Below are 14,514 nucleotides of genomic sequence, written 5' to 3'. Positions count from 1 at the left end.
ATTAATCATCCTTTTGTGGTTTTATCATTCTAACTAAGGTTTTATCTTTATCGATAAAGTGATGTTTTAACGCCCCAAGAGCATGTAAAACCACTAATCCTATGAGGCTACATGCCACATAGTAGTGAACTTTACCTGCAATATCTGCTTGATTAGCTACTGAAAAATCAATTGCGGGAATACTAAATAAGGTAAACACCTCAATTGCACGACCATCCGCAGTAGAAATCAAATAGCCTGAAATCACAATGACGCTAAGCAGTAGATATAAAAATATATGTACTGTATGCGCTACATTATTTAACGCTTTACTGCTGCCCGCTACTGGCTCAGGCTGCGTGCCCAATGCACGCCAAGCAAATCTAAAAATTAATAAAGCAACTAAGGTGATCCCTACGCTTTTATGTAAATCCAAAGAACCTTTATACCAACTATCGTAATAAGTAAGTTCAACCATGTACAAGCCAAGGCCAAATAAACCAATCACCATTACCGCCATTAACCAATGTAATAAAATGGCAACCACACCGTACGAAGATTTTGTATTTTTAAGCATGTGTTATTAATTCCATTATCGAATGACATCAGAATAGCGCGTACCTAGATAGAAGAAAATAGCTAATAACAAACAAGTTATGTGCGTATATGCACAATTAAGATTAAATTTAGGAAGTTAGCAAGTTAGCAAGTTAGCAAGTTAATCAATGATAAACATCATCACCCTAATAATTGTTTAATTATTTTCAATCAAACCGATATAAATTTGTGTTGTAGGATCGACTTGCAAGCAAGTGATAAGGTTTTCTTTGATGAGCTCTAGCATAGCAATAAAGCTAACCACTACACCACTGCGGCCTTCGTCAAAAGTGAATAAGTCAGTGAAAGGAAGTTGCGTGCCGGCTGTCGATAACTTTTGCAAAATTAAACTCATTCTTTCGCGAGTTGATAAAGCTTCTGCGGTTATTTGATGATGCTCAAAAGTTTTAGCTCGCGCCATCACATCACTGAGCGCAAATAGTAAATCTTTTAAATCAACATCCGGTAACAATTGAGCATGCTCGCTCTGCTCAGGCACTAATGCGTGGGCAATAAAAATATCACGGCCAACACGTGGAATATCATCAAGGTTCTGCGCAGCTAGCTTAAATTGTTCATACTCTTGTAAACGACGAATTAATTCAGCCCGTGGATCTTCTTCTTCCTCAAGCTCTTCATGTTTTGGCAGTAATAGTCGTGATTTTATTTGTGCAAGTAATGCCGCCATCACCAAATATTCACCAGCAAGCTCCAATTGGAACTCGGTCATCATTTCAACATAACGGACATATTGTTCAGTAATGCTAAAAATCGACAATTCCAGAATATCTAACTTATGTTTTTTTATTAAATATAGTAATAAATCAAGTGGCCCTTCAAAGGTTTCTAAAATTACTTCTAGAGCGTCTGGCGGAATATACAAATCTTCCGGGGTATTCATTACTTCTTTGCCATGCAAAAAAGCCAGCGGCAACTTTTGTTGCGCCGGCTCTCGTATTTGAGCTACATCATCAGTATGTAGTTCGTTCATGGTTTATCGGCGTAGTTATTCAAATGGAGCTGTATCGCCACAGCCTACACGCAGCACCTCAACTGTATCTTCTGACAGGTCGATTACTGTGGTTGCTTGCTCAGCTAAATAGCCGCCATGAATAATTAAATCAACTTGATTACCTATGCGATCACGTATCTCGTCCGGATCAGACTCAGTAAACTGCTCACCGGGTAAAATTAATGAACACGACATCAATGGCTCACCTAACTCTGCTAGCAATGCGCAGGTAATTGGATGTTCTATTACACGAATACCAATGGTTTTTTTCTTGTCGTTTAACAAACGTTTTGGTACTTCTTTAGTGCCTTTAAAGATAAACGTATAAGGCCCGGGTGTATTGTTTTTAATTAATCTAAATAGTTGGTTATCTACTCGTGCATAAGTAGAAAGCTCAGATAGATCACGACATACTAAGGTAAAGTTATGGTGTTTTTCAATACCACGGATGCGCTCAATACGCTCTTTTGCTTGTTTGTTACCTAAATTACAGCCTATTGCATAGCCTGAATCGGTTGGGTATACCACCACACCACCTTGTTTGATAATGTCGACCGCTTGATTAATTAAGCGTGGTTGTGGATTATCCGGATGAATATGAAAAAAATCACTCATTTAGTTCTCCTGTTTGCCCTTCCCAAGTTTGCCAAACGCCTTGGCAATCTTTTGGCAAATATAAGTTTTTTCCTAATTCTAGCCAACTAGTAGGAAAATGAAAATCAGATCCTTGCGAACACAGTAAATCGTATTCACGGCTCAATTCGCCTAAAAACTGTCGCTCAGTCGGTGCTTGTTGTGGTTGTGCAACTTCCATTGCATCGCCACCGGCATCTTTAAACTGACTCAATAATTTGCGCAGCCATTTATTTGACATTTGATAACGCCCAGGGTGGGCAATCACAGCAACGCCACCTGCGGCATGAATGGCGGCAATGGCGGTTTGCATATCACACCAATCGCTTGGTACATAACCCGTTTTAGCGCGGCCAAGGTATTTTTTAAACACCCCAGGAATTGTGGTTGCAACGCCACGAGCAATAAGTGCTCTTGCATAATGTGCACGGGTAATTTGTGCATCTGCGGCAAGCTCTTGCGCTTGTTGATAAATGCCATCAAAGCCATTTTTCTCTAAACGACGACCGATCTCGACAGCTCTATCAGCACGTTTTTGCTGTTGGATAGTCAATAAGCTGGTCAATGTTGACTCGTCAATATCTACGTTTAATGCCACGATGTGGATCTCAAAACTTTCCCACTTAGTGGAAATTTCAACCCCTGATATCAAGGTTAATGGTAGAGATTCGCTTTCTATATATGCTTGTGCAGGTTTAACCGCAGCAGTGGTGTCGTGATCAGTGATCGCAAACACATCTATATTTTTTTCAACTGCACGCAATAATAATTGCTCAACAGTTAATTGCCCGTCAGAATGTGTGGTATGACTGTGTAAATCGTATTTTATCAAAAGAGAAGACTGCTCATATTAAATGTGCGAAAGTTGTTATTAAGTATAACAAAATTTTTTAATAAATTGTTTTAAATAAATACTTGACACTAACGCAGTTGATACGGTTTACTGTAGTCACTTGAGACACAAATAGAATTACAACAATGATAAATTCAATCCAAAACACTATCTGGTGGTGGCACTCGTAAATTATCGGGTGATGAATTGTCGTGTCTAACACATTCTAAACCCGCTTATTGCGGGTTTTTTTATATTTAAATTTTAGGGTAACAAACATGAATAACGTAGCAACTTTTACACATCATTGGTGGTGGCGCCTGGTATAGCGGGACGGTAATGGTCTATCTGAAACATAGGTATCGTTATTCAAACCCCGCATAGCTTAGCTTGCGGGGTTTTATTTTTTTGAGGGAATGAGGTTTGATTTTTAGTCATATAACAACAACGCCAGGTGAAGTTACTAGCATCACCGAAGTGCGAGAATATATACATAGCCCATTGGCACTATATGGATTGCTTGATAAAGATAATTCATTACTCTTAGAGTCAGCAGAAATTGATTCTAAAGACAGTGTCAAAAGTTTAATTTTGGTAGATTGTGCACTAAAAATAATCTGCACAGGTAAAACAGTCACAGTAACGGCGCAATCTAATAATGGTCAGCAATTACTGCCTTATTTACAAACTAAATTAGAAAACTGCCATACTCAATTAAACAAGCAAACTCTCAGCATCGAATATCAAGCTATCGATCATAATATTGATGAAGCCTCAAAGCTGATTGCCGATAATGCTTTTAGTGCCTTGCGCTGTTGTATAAATAGTATCAGCAGCACCACAAACAATCCATTTTCGTTATTTTTAGGCGGTGTGTTTGCTTACGACATGGTAGCCAACTTTGAACAACTGAGTGATGTACCAGATGGAGAAAATAGCTGTCCTGATTACGTATTTTATTTAGCTGAAACCTTAGTGGTAATTGATCACCAAGCTAAAACCACTGAGCTGATTGGTAACGTTTTTAATGGCCCTGATGTGCATGCAAACTGTTTTGAAGTGGGTAAAAAGCTCGAACGTTTAAATACCTTATGCGACCAAGCCGATAGCTATAGTGCGCAGCAAAGTGCTGGCAGCAGTGACGTCAGTGTTGATATTAGTGACGAGCTCTATTGCCAACAGGTCAATAGTTTGAAAAAACACATTGTCGATGGCGATATTTTTCAAGTTGTGCCATCGCGTACCTTCTCGTTAGCTTGCGCCAACCCACTACATGCCTACAGCCAACTAAAAAAACAAAATCCAAGCCCGTACATGTTTTATATGCGCGACAGTGAATTTGCGTTATTTGGTGCCTCTCCTGAGTCAGCTTTAAAGTTTTGTGCTACATCACAACAAGTTGAAGTATATCCAATTGCAGGAACTCGCCCACGAGGAAAGTTTGCTAATGGCCAAATTAATCCAGATTTAGACAGTCGTATTGAACTGGAACTGCGCAACGACCAAAAAGAGCGTGCTGAGCATTTAATGTTGGTTGATTTAGCACGAAATGACGTAGCTCGTATCAGTGTCCCGGGAACTCGCCACGCAAAAGAGCTATTAAAAGTCGACCGTTATTCGCAAGTAATGCATTTAGTGTCACGCGTTGTTGGCACATTAAAACCTCAGCTGGATGCCCTACACGCTTACCAAGCCTGTATGAACATGGGCACTTTAGTTGGTGCGCCTAAAGTCAGCGCGGCAGAGTTGGTAAGGCAAACTGAAGGTAAGCGCCGTGGTAGTTACGGTGGTGCGGTAGGTTATTTAACCGGTGACGGCGCCATGGACAGTTGCATTGTTATTCGCTCGGCCTTTGTTAAAAATAATACCGCGTATGTACAAGCCGGTGCCGGAGTTGTGTTTGACTCAGACCCTCAATCTGAAGCCAATGAGACTCGTGCTAAAGCACAAGCGGTTATTACAGCCATTCAATCGACGTACCAAGGACACTAAAATGAGTCAAAACATAAACAACTTAACGGACTTAAAAATCTACTTTTTAGATAATTTTGATTCATTTAGTTATAACTTAGTCGATGAACTTTCTATGTTAGGCAGCGATTTAGTGGTATATCGTAACAACATAAACGCGCAGGTGATTTATGACAAAATGTGTGCGGAAACGAAACCAGTGATTTTAGTACTGTCGCCGGGCCCAGGTACCCCCACTGCGGCGGGCTGCTTAATGGCATTGATTGAACTATGCAAAGGCCGTTTTCCAATGTTGGGGATTTGCCTTGGCCAACAAGCACTAACACAAAGTTATGGCGGTATTATTGGCCATGCTGGAGAAACCGTACATGGTAAATCATCAATCATTGAGCTTGGTGAGCACCCAGTATTTGCAGGTATGGGTGAACGTATGCCTGTGGCACGTTATCATTCACTGATGGCCACGAAAGTACCCGACAGTGTTGCAGTGATAGCCCACTATGAGTCAATACCGATGGCAATTTATCATCGTGACGATAAAGCCCTTGGCTATCAATTTCATCCTGAGTCTATTTTGACGCCCAATGGCGCCGCGCTACTTCAACAAAGTATGCAATTTTTAGCCAGTGCACAGCAGTAGAGGATAGTATGTCAGTAAACCAACAATCAGCCAGTGAGGCGAGCATTGGCTCAATGATTGATGTGTTATTAACGCAAACATCATTAAGCTTTAGTCAAAGCCAACAGTTATTTGATGCCATTATGCAAGGCAAAGTAAATGACATCGAACTGGCAGCCATCTTAGTGGCACTGAAAATAAAAGGTGAAGTAAGCGACGAAATCGCAGGAGCAGCCGCATCGATGCGTGCTAATGCGATACCTTTTATTACTCACTTAACAAACCTTGTCGATAGTTGTGGCACTGGCGGCGATGGCTCAAACACTATTAATATTAGCACCACCGCCGCCATCGTTGCTGCAGCTTGCGGTATAAATATGGTCAAACACGGTAATCGCAGTGTTTCGAGTAACTCCGGCTCCGCTGATTTACTCAAAGCATTGGGCATCAATATAGACATGAACCCAGCACACGCGGCGCAGTGTTTAGAGCAAACCGGCTTTACGTTTTTGTTTGCTCCGCATTATCACAGCGGCGTACGCCATGCTATGGGTGTGCGAACGACCTTAAAAACCCGTACTATTTTTAATATTTTAGGGCCATTGGCAAATCCAGCAGCACCGGATGTGCAATTATTGGGGGTATATGATGAAAGTTTATGCTTAGCGATGGCACACACCTTAAAAACGTTAGGTACACCGCGCGCAATGGTCGTTCATGGCTCGGGCACCGATGAAATAGCCTTGCACGGTGAAACGACCGTAGCAGAGCTTAACAACGGAAAAATCAGCCAGTACACACTTACCCCTGCTGATTTTGGTCTTGCAAACTATTCACTTGAACAACTTGCCGGTGAAGGGCCAGAATATAACGCCAAGGCTAGCATGGCTATTTTAGCTGGTAACGGCACCGACGCGCACAATGCGGCCATTATTGTTAACGTTGCTGCGTTGCTTTATTTAACCAATAAAGCCGACGATTTTAAAAGTGCCGCGATGCAAGTTAAAGAGGTTTTACAAAGCGGCCGTGCATTGAATACCTTAAATGCCATTGTCATAAGCAGTAATAAAGAATACGCAAACTCCGAGGTAAGTAATGGCTAATGTATTAGACAAAATAGTTGCAGATAAAAAAATAGAGCTCATTGAACGCAAATCCAAGCGCCCTCTTGAGAGCTTTAAGCATCAAGCAATACCCACAAATCGTGATTTTTATAAAGCCCTTGCAGCGCCTGGCACTCAGTTTATTTTGGAATGCAAAAAGGCCTCGCCGTCAAAAGGCCTTATTCGAGAGCCGTTTGATTTAGCCGAGATCACCCGTGTTTATAAAAACTACGCTAGCTGCATCAGTGTGTTAACCGATGAAAAATATTTTCAGGGTAGTTTTGATTATCTCGAATTTGTGCGCAGTCAAGTAGAGCAACCATTGATCTGTAAAGATTTCTTTATTGATGAATACCAAATTTATTTGGCCCGTATTTATGGCGGCGATGCTATTTTATTAATGTTGTCAGTACTCGATGATACGCAATATCAATCGCTTGAAAAAGTTGCAAAAAGCCTAAACATGGCAATCCTCACCGAAGTGAGTAACGAAGCTGAAGTACATCGAGCTCTGGCACTCAATGCGCAAATTATTGGTATTAATAACCGTGATTTACGTGATTTGAGCACAAACTTAGCTACCACTGAGGCACTAAGAAAGCTTATTCCTGATAACAAAGTGGTTATTTCAGAATCAGGTATTTACACACACCAAGATGTAAAACGCTTGGCCCCGTTGTGTAATGGCTTTTTAATCGGTAGTTCACTGATGGCTGAGCGTGATTTAGAGCGCGCTTGTCGAAGCGTAATTTTAGGTGAAAACAAAGTTTGTGGCTTAACCCGTAGCCAAGATGCCATTGCCGCTTATGAAAGTGGTGCCGTTTATGGGGGGCTAATTTTTGCACCTAAATCCCCTCGTTTTGTTGATTTAGATTGTGCAAAACAAGTTATGCAAAGTGCCCCGCTTGCTTATGTAGGCGTATTTGTAAACGCAACAATCGCAGACGTTGTCAATCATGCTCAGAGCTTAAAGCTTGCAGCAGTGCAATTACATGGCCAAGAAGATGCAGTCTATATAAACGAACTGCGTCCTTTGCTACCAAGTAATTGCCAGATTTGGAAGGCACAAGCTGTGAAGGATAGCTTGCCAGCACCTGTCAATGGCGTTGATCGCCACTTATACGATACTCACAGCGATACGCAAGCCGGCGGTACCGGTAAGACCTTTGATTGGGCAATACTCAAAGAGACTAAGCAGCCATTTATGCTTGCTGGTGGCTTAAACCCAGAAAATATTCAAGGTGCATTATATCAAGGTGCGCATGGACTCGACCTAAATTCAGGGGTTGAGCAAAGCGCCGGTAAAAAATGCCCAAACAAATTAAATGATGCATTTATCAGCATCCGTAAATATTGAGGTTAATATGAATAATCCAGCTTATTTCGGCGAATTTGGCGGCATGTTTGTCCCAGAATTGCTAGTACCAGCACTTAAACAACTCGAAAACGAATTTAATAAATCGCAAACAGATCCGGCTTTTCAAGCTGAACTGGAAAAGTTACTTAATGAATATGCTGGCCGTCCTACGCCGCTGACATTAACGCGTAACTTAATTAAAAACCCAAAAGTAAAATTATACTTAAAGCGTGAAGACTTACTGCACGGTGGCGCGCACAAAACGAATCAGGTGTTAGGCCAAGCACTATTAACTCAACGCATGGGTAAAAAACAAGTTATTGCTGAAACAGGCGCAGGCCAACACGGCGTTGCAACGGCGCTTGCGTGTGCATTACTTGGTTTAAAATGCCGTATTTATATGGGCGCTAAAGACGTGGCACGCCAACAACCAAACGTATTTAGAATGAAACTAATGGGCGCTGAAGTGATCCCGGTTACTGCAGGCTCTGGCACATTAAAAGATGCCGTAAACGAAGCGCTTCGTGATTGGTCAGCAAATTATAAAGAAGCGCATTACTTACTTGGTACTGCTGCAGGTCCTCACCCATTCCCTACCATCGTTCGTGAGTTCCAAAAAGTGATTGGTGAAGAAGCAAAACAACAAGTATTAAAAGCTGAAGGTCGCCTACCTGATGCGGTGCTTGCTTGTGTAGGCGGTGGCTCTAACGCCATTGGTATGTTTACAGATTTTATTGACGAGCCAAGTGTAAAACTCATTGGCGTAGAGCCCGCTGGCAAAGGGCTTGATACCCACGAGCACGGTGCAACAATCTGTAAAGGAACTAAAGGTATTTTGCACGGTACTTATACCTATATAATGCAAAATGATGATGGCCAGATTGAGGAATCATATTCTGTCTCAGCGGGTCTTGATTACCCAGCTGTTGGCCCACAACATGCGTTTTTACATGAAACTGGCCGTGCGCAATATGTGGGTATTACAGATACCGAAGCATTAGAAGCATTCCAATTACTGGCTAAAAACGAAGGGATTATTCCTGCGCTCGAATCAAGTCATGCACTAGCTTACGCACTGAAGTATGCAGAGCAGCAAACTGAAGAGTCAATTTTAGTAGTGAATTTAAGTGGTCGCGGCGACAAAGACTTATCACACGTTATGGATGTACTTTCTAAAGGGGATCAGTTATGAGCCAGACAGCAATTCAAAAAACAGACCGCTACGGTAAAATGTTCGCCCGTTTAAGCGAGCTAAATCAAGGTGCATTTGTGCCGTTTGTTACAATTGGCGATCCAAATAAAGAACTGAGCGTTGAAATAATCAAAAGCTTAATTGATGGCGGCGCTGATGGCTTAGAGCTGGGTATTCCATTTTCAGACCCAATAGCAGATGGTCCAGTTATTCAAGCTGCCAATATTCGCGCCCTTAAAGTAAATATAAATACCCAAGATTGCTTTGATATCATAAAGCAAGTACGCCAGTACAATGCTGATATCCCAATTGGTTTATTGTTGTATTCGAACTTAGTGTTTAAACGCGGTTTAGAGGCTTTTTACCAAGATGCCAAAGCAGTTGGCGTTGACTCAATTCTAGTTGCAGATGTGCCGCTTCATGAATCTAAAATGTTTCGCAAAGCGGCAATGAGTAATGGCATTGACCCCATTTTTATAGCCACGCCTAACGCACCTGATGACACTTTACGCGAATGTGCCTCTTATGGCCGTGGTTATACTTATTTGCTATCCCGTGCGGGTGTAACAGGCACAGAAACTAAAGCACAAATGCCGGCGACATCAATTGTCACTAAACTAAAAGAATACCACAGCGCCCCTGCGTTATTAGGTTTTGGGATTTCAACCCCTGATGATGTAAAAGCAGCACTTAATGCCGGTGCAGCAGGTGCTATATCTGGCTCGGCGGTAGTGAAAATTATTGAAGCGAATCTCGATACCCCTCAAGCTATGCTCAGTGGTTTACAAGAGTTCGTAGCGAGCATGAAAGCTGCAACTGCGCTGTAAGTTCATACTTCGAAAATAAGAAAAGGGCCTGTTGCGGCCCTTTTCTGGTAATCAAACGCGTTAAAGACTCTCTTTCAACGCTTTTGCTGCTTTAAATACAGGCTTGTTAGCGCCTTCAATGTCTATTGCCTCTCCCGTTTGTGGATTGCGTCCTGTACGTGCGGGATAATAACTTAACGCAAACGTGCCAAAGCCATTTACTTGCACTTGATCACCTTCTGATAATGATTTAGTGATGGCTGCAAGCATGCTTGATAACGCCGCTTGAGAATCTTTTTTAGTTAATTCACTGTGTGCAGACATTGCACTAATCAGTTGTGCTTTATTCATAAAATGCTCCTAAAAATACCGCTTACTCAGTCACTGTTCAGCAGATTTTGGTAATGATTGAATACAAAGGCACGCAGGCTAAGGGTTAGTAACTACTAAGTCAACCTTGTAAACAACACAATAAGTTGATACAACCTCTGCAACTATTCTTTGGTTTTATTTTTTGGGCATTCTATGCATGCAATAATTGAGTTTATTCCGCTAATTTTATTTTTTGCGGTATTCAAGTTAGTTGATATTTACTGGGCAACGGCATTATTAATGGGCACCACTTTTCTGCAGGTCGCTTATTCTTATTTTAAAATAGGCAAAGTGCCTACACGCCAATGGTTGTTTTTTGCCATTGCAGTGATTTTAGGCACTCTTACGCTGGTGTTTCATGATGAACAATTTGTGAAGTGGAAAGCCACTATCATCTACGCTGTGCTCTCATTAAGCTTATTGATCAGTCGCTACTTTCTTGGTAAAAATTTAGTTAAACAAGCACTCAGTGCCATTTTAAATAATGCATCAGACTCTGAGCAAGAAATTACCGTACCTAAGTCGCTTTGGGATAAACTCAACATATTGTGGATAGCGATCACAGCGGGAATATCAGCGTTAAATATCTATATCGCTTATAACTTTTCTCTAGATTTTTGGGTTAACTTTAAAGTGTTTGGCTTAATGGGGATCACATTTGTCAGTCTTTTTGCCACTATCATCATGTTGTATAAATATTTACCCGATGAAGATGAGCCCAAAGTAGACAATAAAAAGCGCTCTTAATGTCATAAATATGTCGTCTTAGCTTGTTAGCCTAGTATACAAAATCACGCTGAGACGACCTTGAACGCCAATCAATACCGCTGGTTTGAATTTACCTTTATATTTGTATGCCTTCCTTTGCTGGGTTTTTACCTTCGTGCCTACCTTGCTAATTGGCTGATCCCCGCGTTAATCGTGTTAATGAGTGTCTGCGGTATGTTGCTGCTAGGCGATCCCCACTTTAAACGCTTTAGACTTACCAGCCTTGGTCAATTTTCCGCAGTGAAACGCCGACTGTTTAGTTTCTTTTTTATCGGCGCACTGTTTTCAGGGGTTTTTTACGGGATCATTAATCAAGGTAATTGGTTTATGCTGCCTCGAAACTCATTTAATGACTGGTTAATGTTACTCGCGTTCTATCCATTATTGTCAGTCATGCCGCAAGAGTTGATATTTCGAACCTATTTTTTTCATCGTTATAAACGCATCATGCCAAAAAAAACGGTGCGCATAATTGTTAGCGCCACAGTATTTGCTTTAGCGCATATTGTTTATGCTAATTGGGTAGCAGTACTACTGGCATTTATAGGCGGGTTATTATTTGCATTTACCTATGCTCAAAGCCGCTCCACGTTTGTCTGCGTTATCGAACACAGCTTATGGGGACTGTGGATGTTTACATTAGGAATAGGTCAGTACTTAGATTCGGCAACAATCTCTTAACTGAAAAAGCCGTGCTAATAATACTTAACACGGCTTAATTATGGGAAGCTCAATTAGTTGTATTAATTAAAAACCGAAAATGCTCATAGCAAAAAACTTAGTCGCTACGGTATTAATAAATATAACTACTAAAATTACCGGAATAAAGGTTGATAGCGAAAAATTAACGTATTTTTCAGTAAAGCTACCTGCATAGCCTGGACAACCTTGGCTTAGCTCTTCACTTAAACGTACTTTTTTCCAGCGATACATCACGAATAAACATACCATTAAACCATTCAATGGCAAGATAGTGTCGTAAAATACATCATACACAATATCAAATAAGCTTTTAGACGCTCCACCATAGTTAGTAAATGAAGTTAACCCTTCAACCATACCAAACGACATAGTACATAACACTGTCAGTACACCGATGCTACCAGTTAATATCAGTAACGCCATTTTACGACTTATGCCTTTACGGTCACTTAGCGTAGCTGTTGGCACCTCAACGATGGATACCAACGAGGTAATTGCAGCAAAAAATACCAGCAAGAAAAACACAAACGCAACAATTGATGCACCAACATAGCCAATATCAGTTTGTAGCGCGAGTAAAATCTTTGGTAAAAACTCAAAAATCATCGACACAGATGAGTCAGACAATTTAGTAGGATCAGTATCTGGGTTAAAACTAAAGATAGCTGGTAGCACCATAAGACCGGCAATAAACGCCACCAGTGAATCAGTCAGTGCAACCATTTTAGCACTGCCAACAATGTCATCCTTTTTCGAGATATATGAAGCGTAAGTCATCAATATACCCATACCCAACGACAATGAGAAAAACGCTTGCGCTAATGCACCGTTCAAGACACTGGCATTCATCTTAGAAAAATCAGGGATAATATAGTACTTAACGCCAGCCATAGCATTGTCTAGCGTCAATACATACGCCACTAATGCGATTAGCAATACGAACAATGCTGGCATTAAAAACTTAGCTGCTTTTTCAATCCCTTGCTTAACACCACCGACTAAAATCAAATTAACAATTAATGCCACAGCAGCCATATACGCAAACACGCTGGAACTATTAATAAACACCCCAAAGCTTTTTGGATCAGCCAACACATCTAAGTTACCAACCGCAACTTGGCTTAAATAACCAAAAATCCATACCGTGATAACCATATAAAACACAGCAATCATAAACGGGGTTAATACTGCTAAAAAGCCAGCAAAACTCCACTTAGTATCATTACCAGATAATAACTTGTAAGAGCCTAATGGATCTTTTTGTGCTTGGCGTCCCATTGCCATCTCTGCCATCATTACTGGCAAACAAATAAACACAACAAACAGCGCGTAAACGAGCAAAAAAGCACCACCACCATTTTTTGTTGCTGAGACTGGAAAACCAACCAAATTACCAATACCGACCGCAGAGCCAGCAGCTGCTAATATAAATCCAAGGCGGGAGCTAAAATGCTCACGAGTATCGCTCATTTAAAAACCTTATTATTATTTTGTACCATTCAAGCGACTCTACCAGTGTTGTGCTGGGCTTTTCAAGCAGATTCCGCTTAAAAATATAATGATACTGTAAACCTTAGAGGTTGTTGTTCTTTTAAGATTAAAATTTGTTCAAGCTAACAGTGATTAAATCGCAGCATCAATTTACAGCCTCGAAAGTTAACTAAAAACTGCGTAAAGCTTTCGCGCTTTAATAGCGCTCTAAACTAATCGTAATTTATTCGCCTATTAATTTTGCTGTGCTAATATCAGCATAATTCCAATAATATTCAAATCCAGAGAACACACCATGTTGTATATGATTTACTCAACTGATGTTGAAAATAGCTTAGAATTAAGAAAAGCCGCCCGCCCTGCTCATTTAGCACGCTTACAAGAATTAGACGAGCAAGGCCGATTACTGACAGCAGGTCCATTACCTGCCATTGATAGCGCCGAGCCAGCTGACGCTGGTTTTACTGGTTCTTTAGTGATTGCAGAATTTAGCTCATTAGAAGCAGCTCGCGAATGGGCTGCAGCAGATCCTTACGTCAACGGCGGCGTATATGAAAACTCACAAGTTAAACCGTTTAAAAAAGTTTTTCCTGGCTAAGTAAAACCAACAATCAAACAGGATTATTTTATTTAAATGAACCAGATTTTAATGCAATGGGTATAAGACTTTGAGTCAAATCACCACAATTCAGTGTTTGTTCACCGGATGTTAATTAAACTCTGCTGCATTGAATCATCAGATTTAGTGATTTTTCACTTGAATTATAGCTACTTGGTTCATTAAACTATTCAGGTCTGGTTTAGGAGTTTCTCATCATGCGTACTGTGTTAGCTCTCAGCGTCGCCATCACTGTGCTATTTTCGAGTGTTTTTTCGACTAGTAGCCAAGCTGCATCTCAAGTCAATAAAGCTGAGATAAATAAAAAACAAGCTGTTGAGCTTGCTAAAAAAGTCGAAGATGGTAAAACTCTTAAAATTACCGTACTTAACGATATTTATACTGTAAGAATATTAAAATCGGACGGCCATGTCGTCGACGTTCATGTCAATAAAAAGACCGGCGAAGTGAAGAAGGATTAA

General features: G+C 40.8%; 16 protein-coding genes. 10 read left to right on the top strand and 6 right to left on the bottom strand.

The genetic code is table 11. The features are described 5' to 3' along the window. Nucleotide 1: 1 nt before the first annotated feature. From H5162_RS02180 to rnm, 4 genes are all read right to left on the bottom strand, one after another. Entirely contained in the window at nucleotides 2-556 is a 555-nt protein-coding gene (locus H5162_RS02180; protein WP_149981004.1) for a cytochrome b, read from the bottom strand. A 177-nt stretch (nucleotides 557-733) separates the two neighbouring features. Next, a complete protein-coding gene (locus H5162_RS02175) occupies nucleotides 734-1,567 on the bottom strand; it encodes a ScpA family protein (protein ID WP_182731448.1) in 834 nt (277 codons plus the stop codon). A gap of 15 nt (nucleotides 1,568-1,582) precedes the next feature. Further along, entirely contained in the window at nucleotides 1,583-2,203 is a 621-nt protein-coding gene (locus H5162_RS02170; RefSeq protein ID WP_145233655.1) for an L-threonylcarbamoyladenylate synthase, read from the bottom strand. After that, nucleotides 2,196-3,053, bottom strand: coding sequence for an RNase RNM (gene rnm, locus H5162_RS02165; RefSeq protein WP_145233653.1), 858 nt, complete (start codon nucleotides 3,051-3,053; stop codon nucleotides 2,196-2,198). The genes H5162_RS02170 and rnm overlap by 8 nt, the downstream gene beginning before the upstream one ends. 423 nt (nucleotides 3,054-3,476) lie before the next feature. Between rnm and H5162_RS02160 the strand changes: the two genes are divergently transcribed. From H5162_RS02160 to trpA, 6 genes are read left to right on the top strand one after another with little or no spacing between them, the layout of a single operon-like run. Then, nucleotides 3,477-5,045 (top strand): anthranilate synthase component 1, encoded by a 1,569-nt coding sequence (locus H5162_RS02160; protein WP_182777524.1) that lies wholly within the window; start codon nucleotides 3,477-3,479, stop codon nucleotides 5,043-5,045. A 1-nt stretch (nucleotide 5,046) separates the two neighbouring features. Further along, complete coding sequence (locus H5162_RS02155) at nucleotides 5,047-5,664, top strand: aminodeoxychorismate/anthranilate synthase component II (RefSeq protein ID WP_182777522.1); 618 nt, start codon at nucleotides 5,047-5,049, stop codon at nucleotides 5,662-5,664. Between the two features lie 53 nt (nucleotides 5,665-5,717). Then, a complete protein-coding gene (trpD, locus tag H5162_RS02150) occupies nucleotides 5,718-6,746 on the top strand; it encodes an anthranilate phosphoribosyltransferase (RefSeq protein WP_149981183.1) in 1,029 nt (342 codons plus the stop codon). Next, nucleotides 6,739-8,103, top strand: a complete 1,365-nt coding sequence (gene trpCF / locus H5162_RS02145; RefSeq protein ID WP_145233647.1) for a bifunctional indole-3-glycerol-phosphate synthase TrpC/phosphoribosylanthranilate isomerase TrpF — start codon at nucleotides 6,739-6,741, stop codon at nucleotides 8,101-8,103. The genes trpD and trpCF overlap by 8 nt, the downstream gene beginning before the upstream one ends. 7 nt (nucleotides 8,104-8,110) lie before the next feature. Beyond that, complete coding sequence (gene trpB, locus H5162_RS02140; RefSeq protein WP_145233645.1) at nucleotides 8,111-9,295, top strand: tryptophan synthase subunit beta; 1,185 nt, start codon at nucleotides 8,111-8,113, stop codon at nucleotides 9,293-9,295. Then, nucleotides 9,292-10,122 (top strand): tryptophan synthase subunit alpha, encoded by an 831-nt coding sequence (trpA, locus tag H5162_RS02135; RefSeq protein ID WP_182731444.1) that lies wholly within the window; start codon nucleotides 9,292-9,294, stop codon nucleotides 10,120-10,122. The genes trpB and trpA overlap by 4 nt, the downstream gene beginning before the upstream one ends. Before the next feature lie 60 nt (nucleotides 10,123-10,182). On the opposite strand, the gene H5162_RS02130 is transcribed toward trpA, so the two are convergent. After that, on the bottom strand, nucleotides 10,183-10,452 hold the full coding sequence (locus tag H5162_RS02130; protein ID WP_145233641.1) for an HU family DNA-binding protein: 270 nt from the start codon (nucleotides 10,450-10,452) through the stop codon (nucleotides 10,183-10,185). A gap of 174 nt (nucleotides 10,453-10,626) precedes the next feature. On the opposite strand from H5162_RS02130, the gene H5162_RS02125 reads away from it, so the two are divergent. Then, nucleotides 10,627-11,220, top strand: coding sequence for an inner membrane-spanning protein YciB (locus tag H5162_RS02125; protein WP_182777520.1), 594 nt, complete (start codon nucleotides 10,627-10,629; stop codon nucleotides 11,218-11,220). Nucleotides 11,221-11,280: 60 nt separating this feature from the next. After that, the gene (locus H5162_RS02120; RefSeq protein WP_145233636.1) at nucleotides 11,281-11,922 is read left to right on the top strand and encodes a CPBP family intramembrane glutamic endopeptidase; all 642 of its coding nucleotides are present in this window, start codon (nucleotides 11,281-11,283) and stop codon (nucleotides 11,920-11,922) included. 66 nt (nucleotides 11,923-11,988) lie between these two features. Here the strand turns inward: H5162_RS02120 and H5162_RS02115 are convergent, their stop codons facing one another. Beyond that, nucleotides 11,989-13,413, bottom strand: coding sequence for a sodium-dependent transporter (locus tag H5162_RS02115; RefSeq protein WP_145233634.1), 1,425 nt, complete (start codon nucleotides 13,411-13,413; stop codon nucleotides 11,989-11,991). Between the two features lie 316 nt (nucleotides 13,414-13,729). On the opposite strand from H5162_RS02115, the gene H5162_RS02110 reads away from it, so the two are divergent. Further along, a complete protein-coding gene (locus H5162_RS02110) occupies nucleotides 13,730-14,032 on the top strand; it encodes a YciI family protein (RefSeq protein ID WP_145233632.1) in 303 nt (100 codons plus the stop codon). 218 nt (nucleotides 14,033-14,250) lie between these two features. Continuing rightward, on the top strand, nucleotides 14,251-14,514 hold the full coding sequence (locus H5162_RS02105; protein WP_145233630.1) for a PepSY domain-containing protein: 264 nt from the start codon (nucleotides 14,251-14,253) through the stop codon (nucleotides 14,512-14,514).

Origin of the sequence: Pseudoalteromonas sp. SR41-8 (assembly GCF_014163915.1) — a bacterium.
In the GTDB taxonomy this organism is placed as follows: domain Bacteria; phylum Pseudomonadota; class Gammaproteobacteria; order Enterobacterales; family Alteromonadaceae; genus Pseudoalteromonas; species Pseudoalteromonas rhizosphaerae.
The sequence above is the reverse complement of the archived record's forward strand: the minus strand, read 5'-3'. Positions and strand labels throughout refer to the sequence as shown.